20 protein-coding genes are annotated in these 24826 nt (G+C 47.3%); 8 read left to right on the top strand and 12 right to left on the bottom strand.

The features are described 5' to 3' along the window. The first annotated feature begins 107 nt into the window (after positions 1 to 107). The gene (locus HPS57_RS02955) at positions 108 to 1382 is read left to right on the top strand and encodes a replication-associated recombination protein A (RefSeq protein ID WP_172180055.1); all 1275 of its coding nucleotides are present in this window, start codon (positions 108 to 110) and stop codon (positions 1380 to 1382) included. A gap of 180 nt (positions 1383 to 1562) precedes the next feature. Here HPS57_RS02955 and HPS57_RS02950 read toward each other — a convergent pair whose 3' ends face one another. The 4 genes from HPS57_RS02950 to lon all read right to left on the bottom strand — a co-directional run bounded on the left by HPS57_RS02950 (position 1563) and on the right by lon (position 7635). Next, a complete protein-coding gene (locus HPS57_RS02950; RefSeq protein ID WP_172180053.1) occupies positions 1563 to 2177 on the bottom strand; it encodes an RNA polymerase sigma factor in 615 nt (204 codons plus the stop codon). Between the two features lie 667 nt (positions 2178 to 2844). Further along, positions 2845 to 4017: an LptF/LptG family permease gene (locus HPS57_RS02945; RefSeq protein WP_172180051.1), complete on the bottom strand. Its 1173-nt coding sequence runs from the start codon at positions 4015 to 4017 to the stop codon at positions 2845 to 2847. Further along, entirely contained in the window at positions 3975 to 5102 is a 1128-nt protein-coding gene (gene tgt, locus HPS57_RS02940) for a tRNA guanosine(34) transglycosylase Tgt (protein ID WP_135939885.1), read from the bottom strand. Before tgt ends, HPS57_RS02945 begins: the two co-directional genes overlap by 43 nt. A gap of 37 nt (positions 5103 to 5139) precedes the next feature. Next, entirely contained in the window at positions 5140 to 7635 is a 2496-nt protein-coding gene (gene lon / locus HPS57_RS02935; RefSeq protein WP_172180049.1) for an endopeptidase La, read from the bottom strand. 227 nt (positions 7636 to 7862) lie between these two features. Between lon and HPS57_RS02930 the strand changes: the two genes are divergently transcribed. Further along, complete coding sequence (locus tag HPS57_RS02930; protein WP_172180047.1) at positions 7863 to 8588, top strand: tRNA1(Val) (adenine(37)-N6)-methyltransferase; 726 nt, start codon at positions 7863 to 7865, stop codon at positions 8586 to 8588. 21 nt (positions 8589 to 8609) lie between these two features. After that, positions 8610 to 9008, top strand: a complete 399-nt coding sequence (locus tag HPS57_RS02925; RefSeq protein WP_172180045.1) for a beta/alpha barrel domain-containing protein — start codon at positions 8610 to 8612, stop codon at positions 9006 to 9008. 114 nt (positions 9009 to 9122) lie between these two features. Here HPS57_RS02925 and dnaK read toward each other — a convergent pair whose 3' ends face one another. Further along, on the bottom strand, positions 9123 to 11033 hold the full coding sequence (dnaK, locus tag HPS57_RS02920; protein WP_172180043.1) for a molecular chaperone DnaK: 1911 nt from the start codon (positions 11031 to 11033) through the stop codon (positions 9123 to 9125). Between the two features lie 311 nt (positions 11034 to 11344). Between dnaK and HPS57_RS02915 the strand changes: the two genes are divergently transcribed. Together HPS57_RS02915 and HPS57_RS02910 are read left to right on the top strand one after the other, a co-directional pair. Next, positions 11345 to 12073 (top strand): WGR domain-containing protein, encoded by a 729-nt coding sequence (locus HPS57_RS02915; protein ID WP_172180041.1) that lies wholly within the window; start codon positions 11345 to 11347, stop codon positions 12071 to 12073. 61 nt (positions 12074 to 12134) lie between these two features. Next, complete coding sequence (locus HPS57_RS02910; RefSeq protein ID WP_172180039.1) at positions 12135 to 13115, top strand: aldo/keto reductase; 981 nt, start codon at positions 12135 to 12137, stop codon at positions 13113 to 13115. Between the two features lie 946 nt (positions 13116 to 14061). On the opposite strand, the gene HPS57_RS02905 is transcribed toward HPS57_RS02910, so the two are convergent. From HPS57_RS02905 to HPS57_RS02885, 5 genes are all read right to left on the bottom strand, one after another. Then, positions 14062 to 15984, bottom strand: coding sequence for a RelA/SpoT family protein (locus HPS57_RS02905; RefSeq protein WP_172180037.1), 1923 nt, complete (start codon positions 15982 to 15984; stop codon positions 14062 to 14064). A gap of 139 nt (positions 15985 to 16123) precedes the next feature. Then, positions 16124 to 16672, bottom strand: coding sequence for a YMGG-like glycine zipper-containing protein (locus HPS57_RS02900; RefSeq protein WP_172180035.1), 549 nt, complete (start codon positions 16670 to 16672; stop codon positions 16124 to 16126). A gap of 189 nt (positions 16673 to 16861) precedes the next feature. Continuing rightward, positions 16862 to 17881, bottom strand: coding sequence for a zinc-binding alcohol dehydrogenase family protein (locus HPS57_RS02895; RefSeq protein WP_172180033.1), 1020 nt, complete (start codon positions 17879 to 17881; stop codon positions 16862 to 16864). 93 nt (positions 17882 to 17974) lie between these two features. Further along, on the bottom strand, positions 17975 to 18952 hold the full coding sequence (locus tag HPS57_RS02890; RefSeq protein ID WP_172180031.1) for an amidohydrolase family protein: 978 nt from the start codon (positions 18950 to 18952) through the stop codon (positions 17975 to 17977). Next, positions 18937 to 19884, bottom strand: a complete 948-nt coding sequence (locus tag HPS57_RS02885; RefSeq protein ID WP_172180029.1) for an aldo/keto reductase — start codon at positions 19882 to 19884, stop codon at positions 18937 to 18939. The genes HPS57_RS02890 and HPS57_RS02885 overlap by 16 nt, the downstream gene beginning before the upstream one ends. 255 nt (positions 19885 to 20139) lie before the next feature. Here HPS57_RS02885 and HPS57_RS02880 point away from each other — a divergent pair, with 255 nt between their 5' ends. The 3 genes from HPS57_RS02880 (at position 20140) to HPS57_RS02870 (ending at position 22018) form a co-directional block, all read left to right on the top strand. Then, positions 20140 to 20865, top strand: coding sequence for a DUF5020 family protein (locus HPS57_RS02880; RefSeq protein ID WP_172180027.1), 726 nt, complete (start codon positions 20140 to 20142; stop codon positions 20863 to 20865). 242 nt (positions 20866 to 21107) lie between these two features. Next, positions 21108 to 21407, top strand: a complete 300-nt coding sequence (trxA, locus tag HPS57_RS02875) for a thioredoxin (protein ID WP_172180025.1) — start codon at positions 21108 to 21110, stop codon at positions 21405 to 21407. A 53-nt stretch (positions 21408 to 21460) separates the two neighbouring features. Next, the gene (locus tag HPS57_RS02870; protein WP_172180023.1) at positions 21461 to 22018 is read left to right on the top strand and encodes an NADPH-dependent FMN reductase; all 558 of its coding nucleotides are present in this window, start codon (positions 21461 to 21463) and stop codon (positions 22016 to 22018) included. A gap of 61 nt (positions 22019 to 22079) precedes the next feature. Here the strand turns inward: HPS57_RS02870 and HPS57_RS02865 are convergent, their stop codons facing one another. Together HPS57_RS02865 and dnaG are read right to left on the bottom strand one after the other, a co-directional pair. Further along, the gene (locus HPS57_RS02865; protein ID WP_172180021.1) at positions 22080 to 22718 is read right to left on the bottom strand and encodes a DUF6621 family protein; all 639 of its coding nucleotides are present in this window, start codon (positions 22716 to 22718) and stop codon (positions 22080 to 22082) included. 53 nt (positions 22719 to 22771) lie between these two features. Continuing rightward, positions 22772 to 24805, bottom strand: a complete 2034-nt coding sequence (gene dnaG, locus HPS57_RS02860) for a DNA primase (protein ID WP_172180019.1) — start codon at positions 24803 to 24805, stop codon at positions 22772 to 22774. Positions 24806 to 24826: the final 21 nt, after the last annotated feature.

Below are 24826 nucleotides of genomic sequence, written 5' to 3'. Positions count from 1 at the left end.
TAAGACTTTAATAATGTATTTGCAAGATTTTGGATTATATTTTTTGTTAATTCGTGTTTATTTCTTAATTTTGCAAAAGGTAAGATAACAAGAACAAAAAAACAGAAATGAGTCAGCCTTTAGCAGAACGTATGCGTCCGCGCACTTTAGAACAGTATATAGGTCAGAAGCATCTTGTCGGCAAAGGGGCGGTGCTTAGGAACATGATTGAGGCACGGCGTGTCTCATCTTTCCTTTTGTGGGGACCTCCTGGTGTGGGCAAGACAACGTTGGCGCAGATTGTGGCAAACCAGATGGAGGTGCCGTTCTATACACTGAGTGCCGTTACAAGTGGTGTGAAAGATGTGCGAGAGGTCATACAGAAGGCGGAGTCAAACAGATTCTTCCAGACTTCCAGTCCGATACTGTTCATAGATGAAATCCATCGTTTCTCCAAGTCACAGCAGGACTCTCTGCTTGGTGCTGTGGAGAAGGGCACTGTCACGCTTATTGGTGCTACAACGGAGAATCCTTCGTTTGAGGTTATCCGCCCGTTGCTTTCACGCTGCCAGTTGTATGTGCTCAAGTCTTTAGAGAAAGATGATTTGCTGGAACTTCTTGAACGTGCTGTCCATGAGGATGTTGTGCTTTCACAGAAGAATATAGAGATACGTGAGAGTGGTGCGTTGCTAAGATACAGTGGTGGTGACGCCCGCAAACTGCTTAACATTCTTGAACTTGTTGTAGAGTCGGAAGGCAAAGGTGAGGTGGTCATCACTGACGAACTGGTTGCCATGCGCCTTCAGCAGAATCCTTTGGCTTATGACAAGGACGGCGAGATGCACTATGACATCATCTCGGCATTCATTAAGAGCATTCGCGGCAGTGACCCTGATGCGGCTCTTTATTGGATGGCAAGGATGATTGAGGGTGGGGAAGACCCTCAGTTCATAGCACGCAGACTGATTATTTCGGCTTCCGAGGATATCGGACTTGCAAATCCCAATGCCCTTCTTCTTGCCAATGCTGCTTTTGACGCTGTGATGAAGATAGGATGGCCCGAGGGACGCATTCCGCTTGCCGAGGCTGTGGTCTACCTTGCCACTTCTCCGAAGAGCAATTCCGCATATAATGGTATAAACACAGCTTTGGGTGTTGTGCGTGAGACGGGCAATCTTCCTGTCCCGCTTCATCTGCGCAATGCTCCTACGAAGCTGATGGCGGAGCTTGGTTACAGTGACGGATACAAGTATTCGCATGATTATCCCGGTCATTTTGTACGTCAGCAGTTCCTGCCCGATGAGTTGCAGGATTCGCGTTTCTGGCATGGACAGCATAGTCCTGCGGAGGAGAAACTGTATCAGAATATGGTGAACTGTTGGGGAGACCGCTATAAGGAATGATTGTTTCTCGAAGATGATTGTTTTCTCTAAGAAATTAAAGAATTAAAAGAATCCGCTTCGCCCTTGTGTGGGTTGCGTTTGTAAGGAAATTTTTTTCTTTCTTTGGGTTCTTCGAGCAAAAAAACTCTTATAGAGATGACAGGAGAAGCTTTGAGAAACAGTAATGGTAACAAGATGGAGCTACACAACGTGTAACTCCATCTTGTTGGTTTTTATCATCTTACGCAAGTTGTTCACCGCGTAGTGCATACGCCCGAGGGAAGTGTTTATGCTGACGCCGGTCACCTCGGCAATCTCCTTGAAGGACATCTCTTGGAAATAGCGCATGAAAACCACTTCGCGCTGAAGAGGCGGAAGACGGTTCATGAGATGCTTGACATCTGTGAGTATCTGCTCCGTCACAAAATAGTTTTCGACAGAATCGTTTGTGAGGGCATCACCCTCCACTTTCGCCATATCATTCTCGTTGTCGACATCAATCGTCGAGTTGTTTTGTTGCGAACGAAACCTGTCCATGATGACATTATGGGCAATGCGTGTAAGCCACGCACTGAATTTGCCTGAAGGCTTGTACTCTCCACGCTGCAATCTGATGATGACTTTCACGAAAGTGTCCTGAAAGATGTCGTCGGCAATGTCACGGCTGCGTACCACAAAAAGTATGTACGAGAAAAGTTTTGTCTTGTTACGTTCGAGCAACAAGTCAAAAGCGCTGTTATTACCATTTATGTATGCTATTGCAAGCTGCTCATCAGTGAGAGCAGACAGGGATGCAACACTGTCTGAATTGTTCATTCTTCTTAAATTTTTATTATTTAAGTAGATATTGGTCTATAGGCGCTTGTTTTTAGGTTTGATATTCTCTATGTAATTATAAAATAACGGGATATATACCGAAATCGTCTGCAAATTTACGGTTTTTTCTGCAATAATCCAAATTTTTGTTTCTTAAAACGGTTAATATTGCTTAAATAAGAATGTTAAACACAATAAAACGCGAATATGTGCGTATTAAATGTTTTGCTTTTCTCGGACATCAAGAATGGGAATATATTGATGTGATAAAATCTTTTTGTCTGTTGTCCTATAACCCAGTGTTTTTCATGGTATGGCAAATGACATAATGAAAGGTTACTTCTGACTATGCAAAGTGTTACCTTTCATCATGCAATACTTTACCTTTTGCAATATAAAGTGTTACCTTTTGCGAAACTATCTTTTATTTAAGGTTTTGTTAGTTTTTGTGTAAAGTAAAATCGGGCTTTTACCTTGCATATTTTAATATAATAAGTTTGTTTACTTTCATATTGTTATTTATGAAAATTGCTAATTGTAACTGCAATACACAAAAATAGCCGTATCATACTCAATACTGAATAATGATACGGCTATTTTGTGTGGGTTAAAGTTGCGGTTCAAAGAGTCTTTTTGCACAGGTTGACTTTGAAATTATTCAAATATTTTATTTCGGTGCATGCTTGTAGCAGAAATACGCCACTGCGCCAAAGATGAAGTTAGGCATCCATGCTGCGAGGGCAGGAGGTGCACCGGCATTTATGGCGAATGTTGCGCTGATGGTTTGCAGCATGATGTATATGAAACTGAGTGCCAGACCGATGCCGAGGTACATGCCCATGCCGCCTTTGCGCTTGCGTGAGGATAGGGAGACACCGATAATGGTGAGAATGAATGAGGCAAAGGATGAGGCTATTCGCTTGTGGTACTCCACTTCGTACTGCACGATGTTCTTGGAACCACGGTCAATCTGCTTGTTGATGTACTCTTTGAGTTGTGGGGAGGTAAATGTCTCCTGCTGTCCTTTGGAGAACACGAGGTCTATCGGCTCCATCTGTATCAGCGTGTCCAAGGCATTGCCACTGGTGATATATTCCCTCATGCCTTTCATCTCACGGATTTTCCAGTTTGTTGCTTTCCAATGGTATTTGGCGTTTGCGAGTGTGTCGTACTGGATGCTGGATGCTGTCATGTGGGAGACAAGCTTTTTGTTCTCAAACTTGTCAAGGCAGAAGCCGAATCCGGTCTTGTGGATGTTGTCGTAATGCTTTATGTACGCGATGACACCTTTGTCCACCTGCAACTGCACATTGTCGGCGGAGGTGTTCTTCTTGTTGTTCTTGTACATGGACTCGAAATTCTGCCGCACGACATTTCCTTTCGGTATGACATAAGAAGCGAGATAGAATGACATGGTGCTTATCAGCACACATGAAATCATGTAGGGGCGCATCAGTCGCTTGAAGCTCACTCCTGCTGCAATGATGGCGATTATTTCCGAGTTGCCTGCCAGTTTTGACGTAAAGAAGATTACGGCAATGAAGCAGAAGAGCGGTGAGAAGAGGTTTGCGAAATACGGCACGAAGTTGGCATAGTAGTCAAAGACTATGGCTTGCCATGGTGCGTGGTATTGCGTGAACTTGGAAAGGTTCTCGTTGAAATCGAAGACAATGGAAATGGAGATGATGAGGAGTATTGAGAAGAAATACGTTCCGATGAACTTACTGATGATGTAAGTGTCGAGACGTTTCAGCCCCAATAGTCCTCTGATTGCCCTTTGGTTTATGGTGGGCAGGTTTATCTTCTTAAGCCGAGATTGTAGATTACGGAGTTTTTCCATTGCGTGAAATCACCTTTTATTATATGTTCGCGTGCGTCAGTGACGAGGCGAAGGTAGAATGCGAGATTGTGTATTGATGCAATCTGCATGGCAAGGAGCTCTTGTGCCTTGAACAGATGATGCAGATATGCCTTTGTGTAAATCCTGTCAACGTCGCATCCGTCAGGGTCTATCGGTGAGAAATCGTCCTCCCATTTCTTGTTCTTCATGTTCATTGTGCCTTCGTATGTGAATAGCATTGCATTACGCCCGTTGCGTGTAGGCATCACGCAGTCGAACATGTCGACACCGCGTTCTATGGCTTCAAGAATGTTTTGCGGAGTGCCGACACCCATGAGATAGCGTGGCTTGTCCTTTGGCAGTATTTCATTGACAACCTCAATCATCTCGTACATGATTTCGGTAGGTTCGCCTACGGCAAGTCCGCCGATAGCATTGGCGTCTGCGCCTTTGTCCGCGATGAATTTCGCTGACTCGCGGCGCAGTTCCGGATATTTGCATCCCTGTACGATAGGCATGAGTGTCTGCTCGTATCCGTAGAGAGGCTCGGTCTCATTGAAGCGTTTCAGGCAACGGTCAAGCCAGCGGTGGGTCATCTGCATGGATTTCTTTGCATACTCAAAGTCTGCCTCTCCCGGTGCGCATTCGTCAAATGCCATCATGATGTCCGCACCGATGATGCGCTCTGTGTCCATGACATTCTCAGGAGTGAAGATGTGGCGTGAGCCGTCGATGTGCGACTGGAAGGTGCATCCTTCCTCTTTCAGCTTTCTTATGCCTGTGAGCGAGAAGACCTGAAAGCCTCCCGAGTCAGTCAGTATTGGTCGCTCCCAACCGTTGAATCCGTGCAGACCGCCTGCCTTTCGCAGTATGTCAAGCCCCGGGCGGAGATAGAGGTGGTAAGTGTTGCCGAGGATAATCTGTGCCTTCACCTGTTCACGAAGCTCCGAGAAATGTACGCCCTTTACGGCACCGCATGTGCCGACGGGCATGAAGATAGGAGTCTTTATCTCTCCGTGAGCAGTTGTTATGGTTCCCGCTCTTGCGTCCGAAGCGTTGTCAGTATATTCTAATTTGAATTTCATGTGATAATCTTTATTTATATGGCAAGACACATCAGGCTTATGCCGTCTGTGTCTTGTCTTTTTCAGGTTCGATGGTGAACTCTATAGCATTGTCAACCTTTTCATCTGTAAGAGCGAAATCCCAAACGTCCTTGACATTCTCCACATAATGGAACTCCAGGCCGGTAAGGTAGAAATCGGCAATCTCTTCAATGTCCTTCCTGTTTTCGTGGCATAGGAGAATGTCGGTGATGCCTGCGCGCTTTGCTGCAAGAATCTTTTCCTTTATTCCTCCGACAGGGAGGACACGTCCGCGTAGGGTAATCTCACCGGTCATTGCCGTGTTCTTGCGCACTTTGCGCTGTGTCAGTGCTGAAGCGATGGAAGTGGCGATGGTGATGCCGGCTGACGGACCGTCCTTTGGGGTAGCACCCTCGGGAACATGGATGTGGATGTTGTAGTTGTCGAAAATGCGGTAGTCGATGTTCAGTAGGTCGGAGTGAGCCTTACAGTATTCGAGTGCGAGAACGGCAGACTCTTTCATGACATCACCAAGGTTTCCCGTCAATGTCAGCTTTCCTGCCTTGCCTTTGGACAGGGAGGTCTCGATGAAGAGGATTTCTCCACCTACACTTGTCCATGCAAGTCCCGTAACGACTCCGGCGTAGTTGTTGCCCTGATAGATTTCGCGTGTAACCAATGGTTTGCCGAGATATTTCTCAATGTCGTCAACCTGTATCTTCTCCAATCCGGTCTCTTCGCTTTTTTGGGTAAGCATCTCCACAGCAAGTTTGCGCAGCACCTTGTTGATTTGGCGGTCAAGCTGGCGCACACCGCTTTCGCGTGTGTATTGCTCTATTATTCTGATGAGTGCCTTCTTGTCAAATTTCAGGTCTTTGTATGCCTTTCCTGCAAATCCGTTGTCCTGCTTGTCGCGCTTGACAAGATGACGCTTTGCAATCTCATACTTCTCCTCTGTGGTATAACCTGTGAGTTCTATGATTTCCATACGGTCAAGCAATGGTTTCGGGAGAGTGCCGAGGTCGTTTGCCGTACAAATGAACAGCACGTCGGAGAGGTCATAGTCCACATCAAGATAATTGTCGTGGAATGTGGAGTTTTGTTCCGGGTCAAGCACTTCAAGGAGTGCGGATGTCGGGTCGCCGTTTATTGTCTTCTGTGTTACTTTGTCAATCTCGTCAAGGATGAACACAGGATTTGACGAGCCAACCTTCTGCAGTGCCTTGATGATGCGTCCCGGCATAGCTCCGATGTATGTGCGGCGATGACCGCGAATCTCGCTCTCGTCGTGCATTCCGCCCAAAGAGATGCGTGCGTATTTTCGGTTGATAGCTTTGGCAATGGACTTGCCGAGTGAAGTCTTTCCTACTCCCGGAGGGCCGAAGAGGCAGATGATCTGTGACTTGTGCCTTATTTCCTCATTGTTCTGGCGTGCCATGGAACGGAGCTTCATGACAGCAAGGAATTCAAGGATTCTCTCCTTAACCTTCTCCATGGCATAGTGGTCAGAGTTCAGGACTTTCTCAGCATGCTTCAGGTCGAGGTTGTCGACGGTCTTCTCACCCCATGGCAGGGACACGAATGTCTGGAGATAAGTCAGCTGAATCTGGTAATCAGGAGACTGAGGATTGTAGTTATCCAGCTTGTCATATTCCCTTTCAAAAACCTTCTTGACCTCTTCAGTCCATTTCTGTGCTGCAGCTTTGTCCTTCAGTGCTTTTTTTTCAGGCGAGCCTTCGCTGCCACCGAGTTCTTCGCGGATGTTGCGCATCTGCTGGTGAAGGAAATATTCGCGCTGCTGCTCGTCAATGTCTTCGTGGGTCTTGTTCTGAATGTTGAGTTTCAGGTCAAGGAACTGTATTTCACGACTGAGGATTCTCAGGAGGTTGAACAAGCGCTCCTTGATACTTTGCGTCTCCAGAAGTCCCATCTTCTCGGTAATGGCAATAGGGAGGTTGGTTGCAGAGAAATTTGTGACAAGGATGTTGTTGGAGATGTTTTGCAGTGCGAAAGCAGACTCGTTAGGGAATTCATCGTTTTTCTGTATGTACTCCTCCATACTGCGGCGCATGGTCTTTACTGCAGTGCTGAATTCTGTGTCGTTTGTTTCCGGCAGCAATTCCGGCATTGCACTTACTTTGCCTTCAAAATATGCCGGTGTGTAATAGAAATCATCAAGCTTGCAACGGCTGAGGCCTTGCACGATAGCTGTCTTTTGGTTTCCCGGCAGGTCGATGACTTTCACCAGTTTGGCATATACTCCGGTAGTGTACACATCCTCTTTTGACGGAATCTCCACGTCGGAATTGCGTTGGCAGAACACTGCGAATATGCGGTTAGGGTTCGCTCTCATCGCATCAATGAGACCGACACTCTGTTCACGTCCGATAAGGATAGGGCAGATTACCCCAGGAAACATCACGATATTTCTTGTGGCAAGGATTGGGATAACTCCGTCAAAATTTATGTCAAATAATGTCTCGATGTCGCCTTCGTAGTCGGCAATCATTTGTATTTGTGAGTTCTCGTTCATATAATCTTTGTCAGAATTCGTAAGTTGGTTGTTTTTTCTTTGTCCTTAATTTTTAGGCTATTGAGTTTGCAAAATTACTAAAAAATCTTAGAACAATCGAAAGTTTTCTTTAATTATTACAATAATTAAGGCTTTTCATAGTTACTTATAGTAAGCAGACTGTTAAAATGCAGTTGTCCGATGCATGGTTTGCTGTTCATTCGTATTTATCAAAACTGTTATTCTAAATGAGTAATGATTATTTTCAATTCAAGCAATTTACTGTCCGTCAGCCTCGTGCGGCGATGAAGGTTGGAACTGACGGAGTGCTTCTCGGCACTTTGGGCGAAGGTGGTAGTAGAGTGCTTGACATCGGTGCAGGGACAGGTGTTGTTTCATTGATGTTTGCGCAGCGTTTTCCTGATGCGCAAGTGACGGCGATAGAAATTGACGATAATGCATATTTGGATGCTTATGACAATTTCGCAGCTTCTCCGTTTGCTGACAGACTAACGCTTGTGAAAGGGGATTTCAGCAAGTTTTCTTCTGACGAGAATTTGTGGCATGGGCAGGAAAAGCCTGTCTTTGACTGCATTGTGAGCAATCCTCCGTACTATGATGATAGCTTTGAGAATCCGGATGAAGGGAGGACAAGGGCACGGCATACTTCAAGCCTTTCCTTCCATGACCTTGTCAGCGGTGCATATTCATTGCTGGAAGACGGTGGAGTGTTCTCCGTAAGCATACCGGTGGAAGCTCTCAAGCGGTTCACAGCCGAATGTCTGATAACAGGGTTCAGCATGAAGCACTGCTATGCCATAAAGACAGTGCCACGCAAACAGCCGAAACGTTTCATCCTTGTGTTCAAGAAAGGAATGCGCTGTGAACTTGTTGAAGAGACATTCTGTCTCCTGAATGCCGATGGTTCACGGAGTGAGTGGTATCAGGAGGTTATGAAGGAGTTTTATTTATAAACAGATGGAGTTGTATAAGTTATGGGAAAAGCACGAATCATACATGATATATCAGAGTTGAATCAGGATGTTGTAGAACTTGTATTTGACAGGAATAATCCATTGTATATTAAACAATTACCATCCTATTGTGGGACACTTCCTGACAGGGCAGATAATTCCGCTATGTCGTCTCCAGAATCTTCAGTAAAGCGTGTCGGTATTTTCGTTGATGACATGCCGCAGAATGTTGTCACACGAGTCTACAATTACAAGCTTTCTTACATAAAATTCTGCGGAAACGAAACAGTGACATACATTGAGAACATCAAGCGCACACTCATTCCGGATATAGCTTCGGACATCAAGATAATCAAGGTGGTGCAATCAGCAGATGCAGCCTCCGATTATATTGATTGTGTTGATGTAGTTGTTTGCTAATATAAAGATAAAATATGGCATAACGATAATATAGTGTTTATTTACATATAACAACAGAAAAGGAGTGTAACTTAGAATGTTATACTCCTTTTCTGTTGTTATATGCTATTACTCTTACTTCACCTCCTCAAAATCAGCGTCCTGAGCGTCAGAAGAGTTGGAGCCGGCGTTGTTGTTCTGAGCACCGCCATTGAAGCCGCCGTTCATGTCAGGACCGGCTTGTGGACCTGCCTGAGCACCGGCCTGGTACATCTTCTGTGCGACAGCGTTAAGCTCTGCGATTGCTGTGTCGATAGCAGCGACATCCTGAGTCTTGTGAGCATCCTTGAGCTTCTGGATAGCTGCCTCCATCTCTGACTTCACATCAGCAGGAAGTTTGTCACCCTGCTCCTTGAGCATGTTCTCTGTCTGGAAAATCATGGAGTCAGCCTGATTGAGCTTGTCAATCTTCTCACGCTCCTTCTTGTCTGCGTCAGCATTAGCCTCTGCTTCTGCCTTCATGCGCTCGATGTCCTCCTTTGAAAGACCGGATGAAGCTTCGATGCGGATAGACTGCTCCTTGCCTGTCGCCTTGTCCTTTGCAGACACAGAGAGGATACCGTTGGCATCGATGTCGAATGTCACCTCAATCTGTGGAACACCACGGCGTGCCGGTGCGATACCTTCGAGGTTGAAGTTACCGATGGACTTGTTCTGTGATGCCATCGGGCGCTCACCCTGAAGAACATGGATTGTTACGGCTGTCTGGTTGTCAGCTGCGGTAGAGAACACTTCGCTCTTCTTGCAAGGGATTGTGGAGTTAGCGTCAATGAGCTTTGTCATCACGCCACCCATAGTCTCGATACCGAGAGTCAACGGTGTAACGTCGAGGAGCACGATGTCCTGACCTGCGTCACCGGCAAGGATAGCACCCTGGATAGCAGCACCTACTGCCACAACCTCATCAGGGTTGACGCCCTTTGAAGGCTCTTTGCCGAAGAAGTTCTTCACTACCTCCTGCACTGCAGGGATACGGCTTGAACCACCTACGAGGATAACCTCGTCAATGTCGGAAGTGGAAATCTTCGCGTCGCGCACTGCGTTCTGGCAAGGCACGAGGCAAGCCTGGATGAGAGAGTGAGCCAGCTGCTCGAACTGTGAACGTGTGAGAGTCTTCACAAGGTGCTTAGGCACACCTCCCTCTGCTGAGATGTAAGGCAGGTTGATTTCTGTTGAGGTAGTGCTTGAAAGCTCAATCTTTGCCTTCTCGGCAGCCTCCTTAAGACGCTGCATAGCCATTGGATCCTTTGTGAGGTCGATGCCCTCGTCAGCCTTGAAACCGTTGGCAAGCCATTCGATGATTACATGGTCGAAATCATCACCGCCGAGGTGAGTGTCACCATTTGTTGAGAGAACCTCAAACACACCGCCGCCGAACTCAAGGATTGAGATATCGAATGTGCCGCCACCGAGGTCGAACACAGCAATCTTCATGTCCTTGTTAGCCTTGTCAACACCGTAAGCAAGAGCTGCTGCTGTTGGCTCGTTGACGATACGCTTAACGTTCAGACCTGCAATCTGACCTGCCTCCTTTGTAGCCTGACGCTGTGAGTCTGAGAAATAAGCCGGTACGGTGATGACAGCCTCTGTCACTTCCTGTCCGAGGTAATCCTCAGCAGTCTTCTTCATTTTCTGAAGAACTATTGCAGAAATCTCCTGTGGAGTATATTTCTTGCCGTCGATGTCAACGCGTGGCACGCCACCTTCATTGACTACAGAGTAAGGCATGCGTGCAGCCTCTTTTGCAGACTGCTCATAAGTCTCACCCATGAAACGCTTGATAGAGTATACTGTGTTCTTTGGGTTTGTGATAGCCTGACGCTTTGCAGGGTCGCCCACCTTGCGCTCGCCGTTCTCCGCGAAGCCTACAATTGAAGGTGTTGTGCGCTTGCCTTCGCTGTTTGCGATAACGACAGGCTCGTTGCCTTCAAATACAGAGACACAGGAGTTTGTTGTTCCGAGGTCAATACCGATAATCTTTCCCATAATTTGTTTCCTTTCTTTATATTTTTAATGTTTATACTTTCGTTCTTGTTTTTGCGTGAGCTTGTGTTTTAGAATGCCCCGCTGCCTATAAAGTTACAATGACCGTGCCAACAGATAAAGTGTGCCACAGTCTGCCACTTTGGCAGTGTCTGTCAGTCCCTTTGGGCGAAAACCTCATAATATATGATTCTTTGGCATAAAAAGACTTCCAAAATTATTGTTTGTCCGTTTTTTTTGTTACCTTTGTACTTGTTCTAACGAAACAGTTGTTTCATTACCTATGATAACTAATTTTAAAAAACAAGAGCGATATGAAAAGAGGTTTTGTGTATAAAGACGACAAGACACATAAGTTTTGGTGGATAGATTATAGTGGTTGCAGTTTTGCTGTAGGCTATGGCAGATGTGGCAGTATCGGAACATTCGGTTTGAAGGAATTTGACACAGAGGAAGAGTGCCGGAAGGAAGCAGAAAAGATTATCCGCTCAAAGATAAATAAAGGCTATGTTGAGGACGAAAACTTTGATTTTACCAACAGATTGTATCTTGACAATGAAGAGTACGGACTGACCCCGAAGACTTCTCATCCGCGATTTGCCGAGCATTTCCGTGAGGAATTCTATTATTCGGAATGTGACGAGGAAGCCCCATTCGGTAGTGACGAGGGACATGACACATTGTTCAGCATATATGAATACATAAGGAAAATGCCTGATTTTGACTTTGACGCTTTTCCGCGGAAATTCATTGAAGAGGCATTGGGGATGACGTATGTCGCGGCAGACACTCTTGATGCAGAGGTAGTTAAAGAAATGTCGTCAGACATGATGGCAGAGATGAATATGGTTCAAAGTGACATTGTCACTTACGCCACTGCTTTTGCGCAGATAAAGATAACCGGCTCAATCTCATCCGAGCTGAAGGAACGTGGCATCCAAGCCATCAAGAGACTGTCATTGATAGACGGGATGCCTTGGCATGAGAATGAAATCCAAAGCAAGATGATAGACGACCTGCAGTCGTTCGCTTTCACTGTATGAGAAACTCTTTGATGAAGGAAAAGTCTGAATACAGCATACATTAATAATAAAGGAAAAAATTATGAATCAAAGAAGATTTGGCAAAACAGATCGCATGGTCAGCGAAATAGGCCTTGGCACATGGCAGCTTGGCACAAAGTGGGGCGAGCCTTTCAACGAGGAGGAAGCGCAAAGAATCCTGGAGGCAAGCCTTGAGAGTGGCATCAACCTGATTGACACTGCCGATATTTACAATGGTGGCAACAGTGAGCTTGCTATCGGCAAGTTCATTGCAACCCACAAGGACCGCTTCTTTGTTGTCACCAAGTGCGGCAGAGGATTGAATCCTCACACAGCCGAGGGCTACACTGCGGAAAACATGGAGCAGTTCGTTGACGGCAGCCTGAAGCGCATGGGCGTCGAGCAATTGGACCTTGTGCTTCTCCATTGTCCTCCGACATCCGTGTACCGGAAGGACGAACTGTTTGCGGGTATGGACAGGATGGTGCAGAAAGGGAAAATCAGCCACTACGGTGTCAGCATAGAGAAGGTTTGCGAAGGCTTGCAGGCCATGGAATATCCAATCTCTGCCATGGAGGTGATTTTCAACATGTTCCGCCTGAAACCATTGGATGAATTGTTCCCAGCGGCAAAGGCAAATGATGTGGGCATTCTGGCTCGTGTGCCTTTGGCAAGCGGACTGCTTACGGGCAGATACACAAAGGAGACAGTGTTCGGCAAGGAGGATCATCGCAGTTATAACCGAAACGGTGAGGCGTTCGACAAGGGCGAGACTTTCTCCGGTGTGGATTATGAACTCGGCTTGCTGGCAGTGGAGGAGCTGAAGAAGTTGTTCCACACTGATGACCTTATTCCGTATGCGTTGCGCTGGATTCTGATGCACGATGCTGTGAGCACTGTCATTCCTGGTGCGAGCAAGCGTGAGCAAGTGCTGTCCAATGTGAGGGCTGCCGAACTTCCCGGACTGACACAGGAGCAAATGGACGGTGTCGCTGCGATTTACGATCGCTATATCCGTGAGTCTGTCCATTGCAACTGGTAAGAGGAATCTCGTTTCTTTGTGATAAAAGCTCCCATAAGCAAACGGCTGTGGGAGTTTTTTTGTATTATGAATGTAGTGCTTGCAACGTATTGTAAAACTTATTACATACAGTGTTTGCTTTTTCTGTCTTGAAAAATGCTTGCTGTCGGAAGTGTTTTTCATTGTTGCACTCGCGCTTTGGCACCGCCGATAGCAGTTTTTGTGGTTGGCGACAGGAGTTGTGCATGTTGAAAAATCTCTGAAAAATATGTGTGAGTTTTCCAATGTCCTATTTATCATAATAGGAAGAAAGCTGTTTGAAACAGTCTTTTGTGGCGTTTGAAAATGCCGGTATTGGCAGTTTTCTTGTGCTTTTCTGTCCAAAAAGCACAAGAAAGGTAGCTTTTGGCATTGCGAAATGTTACCTTCTATATTACGAAAGGTAACACTTCACAAAGTCAAGTGTAACCTTTTGCAATAATAGATGATGCCAAGAAATGCTTACAAATGTATAACATACTGAGTAACAAAAAGTTGGCAAGATTGTAAAATTTTACGATTTTCACAACTTACAGAATCTTTTTTGTTTTTACGCGAGTATTTTTGGGCAAGAACGCTGTGAGTTTTCTTTTGTACAAGAGATTTTTCTGCCTGATCTCAGGCGGTGCATATAAGGTTATAGTCATACAGAATTGGTTTGTGAAATCAGCAAGTTCATTATTCATGGTGTGTTTCCGGCATAAGGGAGTGTGGTTCCACCACACAGCGTTTGAGCCGCTTTGCAATCCTCACGGCTAAAGCCGGAGGTTACCGTAAGGGTTGTGGCTCCGCCACACTTTGCATGGAAATGTTTACAATACGGCATGTGTGTTTTGCAATTCAATTTTGTTTGAATATAGTAGCATTAAAAATCCGCCACTCATGATAGGGTGGCGGATGGATTATTGTCCTTGGTGTAGGTTATGATTTACAGGTTCTGCACTCGTCGCACCTCATCTACTCCAGGGATGCTGTATAGGGATTGTATGGCAGAGTTGAGTTCGCGGACAGAATGGACGTAGAATGTCACGGTGAGGTCCGTTATGTCGTCATTGGTCTCTGTCTTCAGCGAGTCGATGAACAGGTGCAGGTCGTTGGTGATTTTCGACAGTATGTCGATGAACAGGTGATAGCGGTCGATTGCCTTGATGTAGATGGTCACAGGATACTGCCTGTCGGGGCTTTCGTCGAATTCCATGTAAATGATGTTGTCACCGAACTTTGATGCGAGCCGTATAGCCTCTGGGCAGTTGCGTTTGTGGAGCGTGATGGAGTTGTCTTCCTCACGGAATCCGATTGTCTCTCCTCCCGGCAGTGGCAGGCAGCATGTGCATCGCTGGTACTGTTGCTTTGCAAGTTCTTCGGAGAAATAGGAGCGTAGGCTGCGTTTCGCCTTGTAGCTCTGCACATATTGCATCCATTCTGCCTTTGGCAGTGCATCGTCTTCCGTTCCGATTTCCACGACATCGCCACGGTTGAGCACAGTACGCACGGACATGAGTTTGCTGTTTATGCGGGCGTATTTGGCATGCAGTCCGATGTCTGTGTGCAGTTCGAATGCGAAGTCGAGAGCGGTCGAACCCTTCGGGAGTATTATGGCTTCTCCCTTTGGTGTGAATGCGAGGACGTCATCATAGTAAAGTGACGACTTTATGCTTTCGATAAATCCCTGTGTCTGTGATTCTGCGGCAATCTCTTTAAGGATTTTGCGGAATTTCTCTATCCATTTGCGTACATTCTGCAGTGACACATTGTTTCCGCAGTTGCGTGTCTCGGCGCGTTCCGCCACCTCCGCCATGCATCCGAACCGTGATGCTTCGACCATTTTGTCGGAGCAGATTTGCACGTCCTCCCATATACCTTCGTGTGATAACAGCATGACATTGATGGACTTGTAGGAGTTCTCCTTGCCCTGGTCAATGAGGTTTTGGAATGAGCCCGGCTTCTCGTTGTATTTGTTTGTGAGCAGGGAGTAGATGTACAGGCATATTGTTTTTTCAGACAATTCCCTACCGTTGCATCCGGAGAATGTCACGCGGATATAGTACCGGTTGTCAAGGTGTATGAAATCCTTGTTAGCGGCTTTCATGCGTCTCCATAAAGAGTATGGTGCTCTCCAATAGACGGTGGCCTTTGCATCGATGCCTGCCTCATGGAGTATCGCCTCGATGTCGTCCGTAAAGAGTTTCAGGCGTGCACTGTTGTCCTTCTTGTCCTTGTCAAGTTTGAGGACGATGTCTGTGTATTCCATGCCGCAGCGGTACTTGAATGAAAGGTTTTCAAGGTCGGTCTTTACATCAAAGAGACCGAGGCGGTTTGCCAAAGGGGCATAGAAATAGTCCGTCTCACCGGCAATCTTCATCTGTTTGTCCGGGCGCATGGACGACAGTGTGCGCATGTTATGCAGGCGGTCGGCGATTTTCACCATAAGTGCGCGGATGTCAAACTGCATGGACGAGAGCAGTTGCTGGTAGTTGTCTACCTGCTTGGAGAATTTGTATTTTGATTTCTTGCGCTTGGTTACAGCATCGACAAGGAAGGCGACATCATCGCCAAAACGCTCGCGTATGTCGTCGATGGTGTACGGAGTGTCCTCGACAATGTCGTGAAGGAATGATGCTGTGACGGAGTTTGTGTCAAGCATCAGTTCTTTTGCTGCAATTAGAGCGACGGAGATTGGGTGGATGATGTACGGTTCTCCGCTTTTCCTGCGTTGCTCCTTGTGGGCGTTGTATGCGAATTCGTAAGCGTCGTGAAGCTGTTTCAGTTGCCGTGGGGAGACGCGCGGTTCCATGGAGTTGAACACTTTTTCCGCTGTCTCGATAATCATGTTTTCGTATTTGTCTTCCATAGTTGGTCAGGTGTATAGGTGGTTGATAGACAGATAAAAGGAGTGCAGGGGCGAAATGGGTTTGTGGCTTGGATATAAACAACAAAAGGCAAAAAGCGGAGGGGTATGGCCTCAGCTTTTTACCTTTTGGTTTGATGCATCATTCCAATTCAATACGGTCATCGTATTTTGCCGTGCTGGAGTATCCGGAGTCGTTCTCCGGCTCCGTGGTGGTCGCATTCTGTTCCGTCAGACGTCTGTCATCCGTAGGTTCAAGGCGGAACCCGTTGCTTTGTCCGTTGTGGTGTTCCTTGGTGGAGTAGGTGGATTTGTGTGTTCCTCTGCGTTCCACATTGTCATGGTATCTCTTTATGCGCCTTGACTTTGCGTCATTATTCGGAGTGCCGTAACGTCGTGAAGAAGAGCCATAGCCATTGTTGTTGCCGTCGTAATAGACACCGTCGTTCTCCACAGCCGTAGCCACACGATTCCTGTACTGCTGTTCTTTGGCATTCTCAATGGCAGCACCGGTTGCCGCACCTGCTGCCATACCGACAAGTGTGCCTACATCACGACCATGATAGCCACCGGCAATGCCTCCGATTGCTGAGCCTATGACTCCGCCGAAACCGGCTCCTGTAGCTGTGTAGGAGCTGCAACTGCTTATCAGAACAAGGACTGACAATGCAATGAATGTAATCTTTTTCATAACTTTTCTGTCTTTTTTGCCTTGACAGACTCCGTCCGCCTTTGATGTTAACGACGACCGTAACCGTCTCCGCAATCTATACGTAACCTTCTTTATAGTTGCGAAATTACGGATAATATCTGAAGAGAAAAAGGGGAAATCCATATTGTTGAGGGGGATTCTCCTTTTTCTCTATGGATGAGAGTCTTATTATCTGAAGTCCACGAGGATGCGGAACACCTGTGCCGGTGCTGCCGCCCATGCCTCCATGCCGTCCTTTGCTGTCTCCGGAGTATAGACTCCTGACACGAAGCGGTCCATCGGAATGTTGGCGTTTTCCAGATATTTCTGCACTGCACGGAAGTCGCTTGGGTTGGCGTTGCGTGAGCCGCGGATGTCAAGTTCCTTCTGTACGAAGTACTTTGTCTGGAACTCCACACCGCTCTTTGCATAGCCTATGCAGACCACACGGCCTGTAAAGCTGACGATGTCGATGGCTCCGGTGTAGGTGATTGGTGAGCCTACAGCCTCGATCACGCAGTCAGCACCGTAGCCGTCGGTGTACTCCATGACTTTCTCGAGCAGGTTCTCCTCCTTGGAGTTTATGCCGTACTTTGCGCCAAGATCCTTGGCTATCTGCAGTTTCTCGGCAGAAAGGTCGACGGCAATTACTGTTGCGCCGCGCTGTACGGCACGCACAACGGCACCGAGTCCTACCATGCCGCAGCCGAACACGACAACAGTGTCGATGTCAGTCACCTGACCACGGTCGACAGCGTGGAAACCTACTGACATCGGCTCTATGAGAGCGGCGTCGCGTGTGTTCACGCCCTTCACCGGAATAATCTTCTGCCAAGGGAGTGCCATGTACTCGCGCATTGCTCCGTCACGCTGCACGCCGAGAGTCTCGTTATGCTGGCAGGCATTCACGCGTCCGTTACGGCATGATGCGCAGTGGCCGCAGTTTGTGTATGGGTTGACGGTCACGACCATGCCCGGCTGCAGTGTGTCAGGACAGCCCTCACCGACAGCTTCTATTACAGCACCTATCTCGTGGCCCGGAATTACATTTTCTTTTGCCATAGTGTTGCGGCCGAGGAATGTGTTCAAGTCTGAACCGCAAAAACCTACATACTCCATCTTGAGAAGTACCTCACCTGCCTTTGCCTCCGGTTTAGGCAGTTCGACAACAGCCATTTGCTGAAGTCCGGGAATCTGAATTGCTTTCATCTTTGTTGTTTGTATGTTTTACTTTCTGATATTCTGTGAATATGCTGATTTTTAATTGTTTATTATTGGTTTGTTAATGCAGGATAAATGCTGCTACTCGCTCATGCTCGGAACATAAGGCAATACCGGCAGATTGTCAAAGCCGTACACTTTCCTTGCGTTTTCACCGAGAATCATGCGTTTCTCCGTGTCGGTCAGTTCTGTGGATTTCAATATCCAGTCATACGATTGGCGGTAGGTTATGTTCGAAATGGTGCGCGGATAGTCCGAGCCCCACAGGATTTTGTCCATGCCCACCAAGTCCGCAGCTTCCTTTACGGCGCTGATGGCGGAAGGATACGGGTAGTACTCATCATTGAACAGCCACGTTATGCCGCCCATGTCAGTGAAGACATTCTTGTGGGAGCACAGCGCCATCTGCTTCTGCCAGTCTTTTCGGTTGACCATACAGAAATGTCCGAGAACGATTTTAAGGTTAGGGCATTCCTTGATGACAGTCTCCAGCTGCTCGTTTTGGCATGTTCCTTCACCAAGTTCGATAGCAAGAACCATGCCATTTTCCTCCATGAGCCGGAACATCTGCATGAACTCCTCCGTGTCGAACCGTATGTTGATATGGTCATCGACCAGTCTTGCTGCCGGAAGCTTTATGCCTTTGAATCCGCGGCGCAGAAGAACCTGCGCCTCAATCAGGAAGCCCGGCTTGCGGAACTCGCACATTCCGAACACGAAGAACCTGTCCTGCCAGCGTCTGCCGACATACTCGAGATAGTCATTCTGCAGTCCGTCGATGAATTCTTGTGTCACAACCGCTCCTTCAACCTGTGCAAAGTCCATGTTGGCAAGGAATTTCTCGGCGGAATTGTAGTTGTCACGCATCCACGGATTCATCATCTGTACCTCATTGCCCATGAACGAACTCCTGCCGTTCGGCAACTGTTCTATCCGCTTGCCGTTGACAACAGTATGCTGCCAAAGCCACAAATGGGAATGGGCATCGATGATTACGGGTTTCTTGTCCGTCAGATAGTATCTCTCACGGCATTCTGCCTCACTTATGAATTTTTCCATCTTACGCGCATCTGGTCACCAATGATGTCCTGAACCTCCTTGACAAGCTCCCAATCGATTGGAGCTTCGGCATATTCCCAGTTCTTCTTCACGTTCGCAGGGTTGGCGGAAGAGAACAGTGTTGTTGCTATGCGAGGGTTGCTGATGGCATACTGTATGGCGAGTTTCTCGATAGGGTAGCCTTTCTCATTGACATGGGCGACAGCCTTTTGGCAAGCATCCACAAGCGACTTTGGTGCAGGATGCCATGCAGGAACGCCGCGTGAAGAGAGGAGTCCCATTGACAAAGGAGAAGCGTTGATTATGCCGACATTGTGCTGTTCAAAGAAATCAAAGTAGTCGTTCAGCAGTTCATCGTTCAGGGAATAGTGGCAGAAGCACAAAGTTGCCTCCACTGTGCCCTCCGGACAGTGCTCGATGACCCACTTGATGTTCTCCGGCTGCAGGTCTGTTATGCCGACATGACCCACAACACCCTCGTCGCGCAGTTTCACAAGTGCAGGGAGAGTCTCGTCGACAATCTTCTGCAAGCCGCCAGGAAGGTCGCCCTGGAACTCTATGTCGTGTACATTGATGAGGTCGATATGGTCGATGTTCAGTCGCTCCAAGCTTTCATACACGCTGCGTGTGACACGCTCTGCCGAATAATCCCATGTGTTCTTTCCGTCTACGCCGTATCTTCCGACCTTTGTAGAAAGGTAATACTTGTCACGTGGGATGTTCTTTAATGCCTGACCGAGCACGGTTTCTGCCTTATAGTGCCCATAATATGGAGAGACATCAATGAAATTCATGCCACAGTCTATTGCTGTGTATACAGCGTCAAGCGACTCTTCCAGCTTTGTTTCACGGAAAACGCTGCCGAGCGATGATGCTCCGAAAGACAGTGCAGAAACCTTCATGCCTGTCTTGCCAATCTCGTAGTAGTTCATATTATTAGTAGTTTGATGTTGCCGGCGGTTAAGTGTTTTGGCTTGTTAGCACAGCTTGTTTTTGGCGTGCATTAGTAATTAATATATATGTGTGCTTCAGCCAATCATCCGCCTTTTCATGCAAAATTAACAATTTTATCGGAATTACTGCACATTTTCGTGTTTTTTATTCTATATTTAATATTATTTTTGTAATTTTGCACCCATATTTTATAATTCACGTTATAAACGTATAGGTATTTAACAAACAAAAAAATGAAAAAGATTGTTTTGGCAACATGCATGTTGCTTTCTGCCATTGCTGGTATGGCGCAGGGTAATCTCCAGCTTCACTATGACTTTGGTCGCAATGTTTATCCTGATGAGCAGGCTGAGCGTCCGAAGGTTACCGGCACATTTGAGCAGTTCTCTGCTGACGGACTCGGTACATGGTTCTACTTCATTGATATGGATTTCTATAACGACGGTGCTGCCGGAGCTTATGTGGAGTTGAGCCGTGAGTTCAACATCGGCAAGAAAGGCTTCGCTGCCCATATCGAGTACGACGGCGGTCTCTGCTCAAAGAAATCATTCTCGGCACGCTATCAGCAGGCAGCCCTCCTTGGTGCAGCCTACAACATGCACTCTGCTGACTACAAGAAGACCCTCTCTCTTCAGGTCATGTATAAGCAGTTCTTCAAAGGAACTTACAACCATGCGTTCCCATCCTGCCAGTTTACGGGCGTATGGAGCACCACTTTCGCTCACGATGCGCTGACTTTCGCCGGTGTGTTCGACTTCTGGCGTGACGAGCAGGCTAACGGCCATGGCAAACTTGTGTTCATCTCTGAGCCACAGTTGTGGTTTAACCTCAATTCAATCAAGGGACTCAAGAAGTGCCCAATCTCTATCGGTACCGAGATGGAGTTCTATAGTGGCTTCTATTCAGACAACTCTAAGATGTACTGGAATCCTACAATCGCTGTAAAGTGCAAACTGTAAAAGGCTGATAGCTATTTAATTAACGACAATATTATGTACGGGTCACATGGAATATCCAACCATGTGACCCGTATTATTTTACCTAAAAAAATATTATTTTCATTTAAGCCGGGATTGTATTTCAAGGAAATTGCGGTATCTTTGCACTGTGAACTACAGACAAAGAGTCACTCAAAGCCTGACAGGTAATGTGATTTACCCAAGGCATGTAATTGTTTTACTAACATTAAAATTTATCGAGTATGGAAACATTCAAAGACGTAATTTCAGGCAACCAACTCGTTTTGGTAGATTTTTTTGCCACATGGTGTCAGCCATGTAAGATGATGCATCCGATTCTGGAGCAGGTTAAGGAAGTGCTTGGCGACCGTATACGTATCATAAAAATGGATGTTGACCAGCAAGGTGACATTGCCGGTGAGTATCAGATACGTTCGGTGCCGACACTGATGTTGTTCCGAAACAATGAGATGCTATGGCGGCAGAGCGGAGCGATGTCAAAGGCTGATCTTCTGTCGGTCATCGACCCGTTCCTGAAGTGATGAGAAGCGTAGGTTATCGCCTCTATGCTGAATAATGAAAAAGCAGTGCAAAAATGAAAAAGCTATTGTTCATAATAGGTTCACTGCGTAAGGAATCGTTCAATAGAAAACTTGCGAACCGTGCGGAACAACTCATTGCCGGACGTGCCGTTGTGGAATATTTGGACTACTCCGGACTGCCCATGATGAACCAAGACATTGAGTTTCCTGCTCCCGACGCTGTCGCTGAGGTTCGCAGAAAGATAGCGGAAGCTGACGGATTGTGGATATTCTCACCGGAATACAACTCCGGTTATCCCGGTCATCTGAAGAATCTCATCGACTGGCTTTCACGTCCCGTTGCTGCGGATGACCACACTTCTCCGCTTGCCATCAACAAGAAGAAAGTGGCATTGAGCGGTGCCGGTGGTGGTTCGGCTACAGCCAACTGTCGTGCAAGACTGACAGAGCTTCTGACATTGCCGTTCATCGATGCGGATGTCATGAAGGAACCGCAGACCGGAATCGTATTGGGAGTTGAGGCATGGACTCATGGCAACATGATTCTGACACAAGAACAGGAAGAGGCTTTGGCACAGCAAGTTGATGCTTTCTTGAACTATATAGGGTAAAATAATTGACCGGCATGTACTTAAGTGGATAGTACTTGCCGGTTATTGTATATGCAGACGGTCAGTCTTTTATCTCATCGGCGCGTATTCCGAGGGCTGCCATAAGGGAGTAGCCAAGGATTTCCGTGCGGCAAGGGACACCGCTGAGTGGCTGCATGGCAAACAATGTCACTCGCTTTTCAGGACATTCGCGGTCTATATGGCGAAGGACGGGCAGCAGACGCTCCATCACTCCGTTGTCGTTTGAGTCAAGGTCTGGGATGACCATGACGTTCTTGACCTGCGGCTCGTCGACCATTGCGGCAAGGATGTCTGTGAGAATGTCATATTTTGACATGGTTTCCATCCCCTCTTCCGCACACACAGCGTTGAAGGCAAACTCTCCGAGGTCGCCTTTGAAAGCCTGCCCATTGAGTTCGGTGGTGAACTTTCCGGGGTTGAAATTGTTCATTTCGTCATTCTTCTTGTCATGAACAAGGATGACACTGCATTCGGGAAGCTCTTTGTTGGCATGCTCCTCACCGCTTTCTTTGGTACGGCGCACGCCGCCATCCATGGCTATGCACTCAACCCATTGCGCCATATCCGCCTGTGGAATGTGGCGGCCTATCATTCTTTCAAAGTTGACAATGAGGTTGAAAGCCACGCTGTCAATGTATTCTGCGTCAGCGATAATCACTGATGTTCGTTTATTATCCATATTGTTGTGTCTTCTATATATGAAAAAATGTGTGACATTTGTCAGAGTGTTGGTTATCTGATGTTGTTGCCGAGCTGTTTCGCTATGGCGGCAGACAACTGTTTCTGCTCACTGTATTCCGCCAGAAGTTCCGAAGCCTTCTCCATATCGTTGCCGAAAGCCTTTATCTGCCGGAGCAGCTCATCCAGTCTGGCATCCACAATGTCACGGCGGAACTCCAAAAGGAGTCTTTCGACATGGCTGCGGAGTCCCTCTTTCGTGTATTTCAGTTCAAGACTTTTTGAGAGAGTATAACGCTCCATGACCAAATCGGTGGCGGTCTTGCTTATCTCTATGTCGGGATGTTTCGTGAAAAACGTTGAGGAGCAGAACTCTTCCTGTGCAGCGTTGCAGACGATTTCCTCCAGCATCCTGTTGTAGAGTGGGTTGGAGAACGACAGATCCTCTGATGTCAGGTTGTAGTAGACAAACTGTGCAACGTTCAATGATACAGTGCCGCCATCCTCTGTCTCCACATCATCAAGGATTATCTTGTCGCCATGGCGCACGACAGCCTGCATTATCAGGCGTTCAATGGACTCCGAAACACTGCTTTTCTTTACAGGAGTCTTTGGTGCAGCCGGGGCGAAAGCCTCGTCAGGAAGGTCTTCCGGCGGAATGTCATTGCCGACAGGCACGTTCTGAGTCGGCTCTGTTTGTTGGGTGGTGGCAGACCGTTCACGCTCCCTTCTCTTGTCACGCTCCTTGATGTCGTCACTGATAAACCTGTTCATCTTTGTGAGCAAGGTCTTCTCATCCATGCGGAGTCGTGTCGCACAATCCTGAAGATATGCTGCACGGATAATCGGGTCAGGGATGACAGAGACACTCTTTATTATAGAGGAGATGACATCAGAACGTCTCACCGGGTCAGTTGCGTCCTTCATCAGCACATCTGTCTTGAACTGGATGAAGTCAGTCTGGTTGCGTTCCACATACTCCCGGAACTCCTCCGGTGTATGTTTATTTGCAAAAGAGTCAGGGTCGTCGCCGTCAGGGAGGGCGAGCACCTTGATGTTCATGCCTTCCGAGAGCAGCATGTCTGTACCTCGCATTGCCGCTTTGATACCCGCTGCGTCACCGTCGTAGAGCAGTACGATGTTCTTTGTAAGGCGGTGAAGCATGTGAATCTGATGAATGGACAGCGCCGTGCCGGAGTTTGCCACAACGTTCTCTATGCCACATTGGTGCATGGAGATAACATCCGTGTAGCCTTCCACCATGAACACACGGTCCTCCTTGCTTATCTGCTTCTTAGCCTGATAGATACCGTAAAGCTCATGGTCTTTGTGGTAAATGTCAGAGTCCGGGGAATTGACATATTTCTGTTGTACTCCCTTTGTCTCCTTGTCAAGTTTTCTGCCGCCGAAAGCGACGACTTTGCCGCTCATTCCTATCCATGGGAATATCGCCCTGCCTGCAAAACGGTCGACAAGTGATTCGGGGTCAATTTCTTTAGACGGATTATTGTCGTTGTTTTTGGAGTAGCACAGTCCTGTTTTCAATAGGAACTGCGCCTTGTAACCCTTTGCTATTGCTTCGCGAGGCATGGCCCGGCGGTCAGGAAGGGCGAAGCCAAGGCGGAATTTCTCTATTATGTCGTCACGGAATCCTCGTGAACGGAAGTACTGCATGCCTACTGCTCTGCCGTCGGCATCATTGTGCAGGATGTCATGATAGTATTTTGCCGTCCATTCATTGACAATGAACATTGATTCACGCTCACTCTCCTGAAGTTTCTCTTCATTGGTGAGTTCGCGCTCCTTTATCTCAATATGGTATTTCTTTGCCAGCCAGCGCAATGCCTCGGGGTAAGTCATCTGCTCATGCTCCATGATGAAGCCCACCGGCGTGCCTCCCTTGCCACATGAGAAACAGTGGCAGTAGTTGCGTGCAGGCGACACCGAGAACGACGGTGTCTTGTCGTCATGGAAAGGGCACAGACCCTTGTAGTTCGCGCCTGCCTTGCGCAGTGTGACGAACTCTGACACGACATCGACGATGTCTGCTGCTTCAAGAATCTTGGCTGTGGTAATGTTGTCAATCATCGGGAATATGCAGGATAAACA

This window comes from Palleniella intestinalis (genome assembly GCF_013166595.1).
Classification (GTDB): domain Bacteria; phylum Bacteroidota; class Bacteroidia; order Bacteroidales; family Bacteroidaceae; genus Prevotella; species Prevotella intestinalis.
The sequence above is the reverse complement of the archived record's forward strand: the minus strand, read 5'-3'. Positions and strand labels throughout refer to the sequence as shown.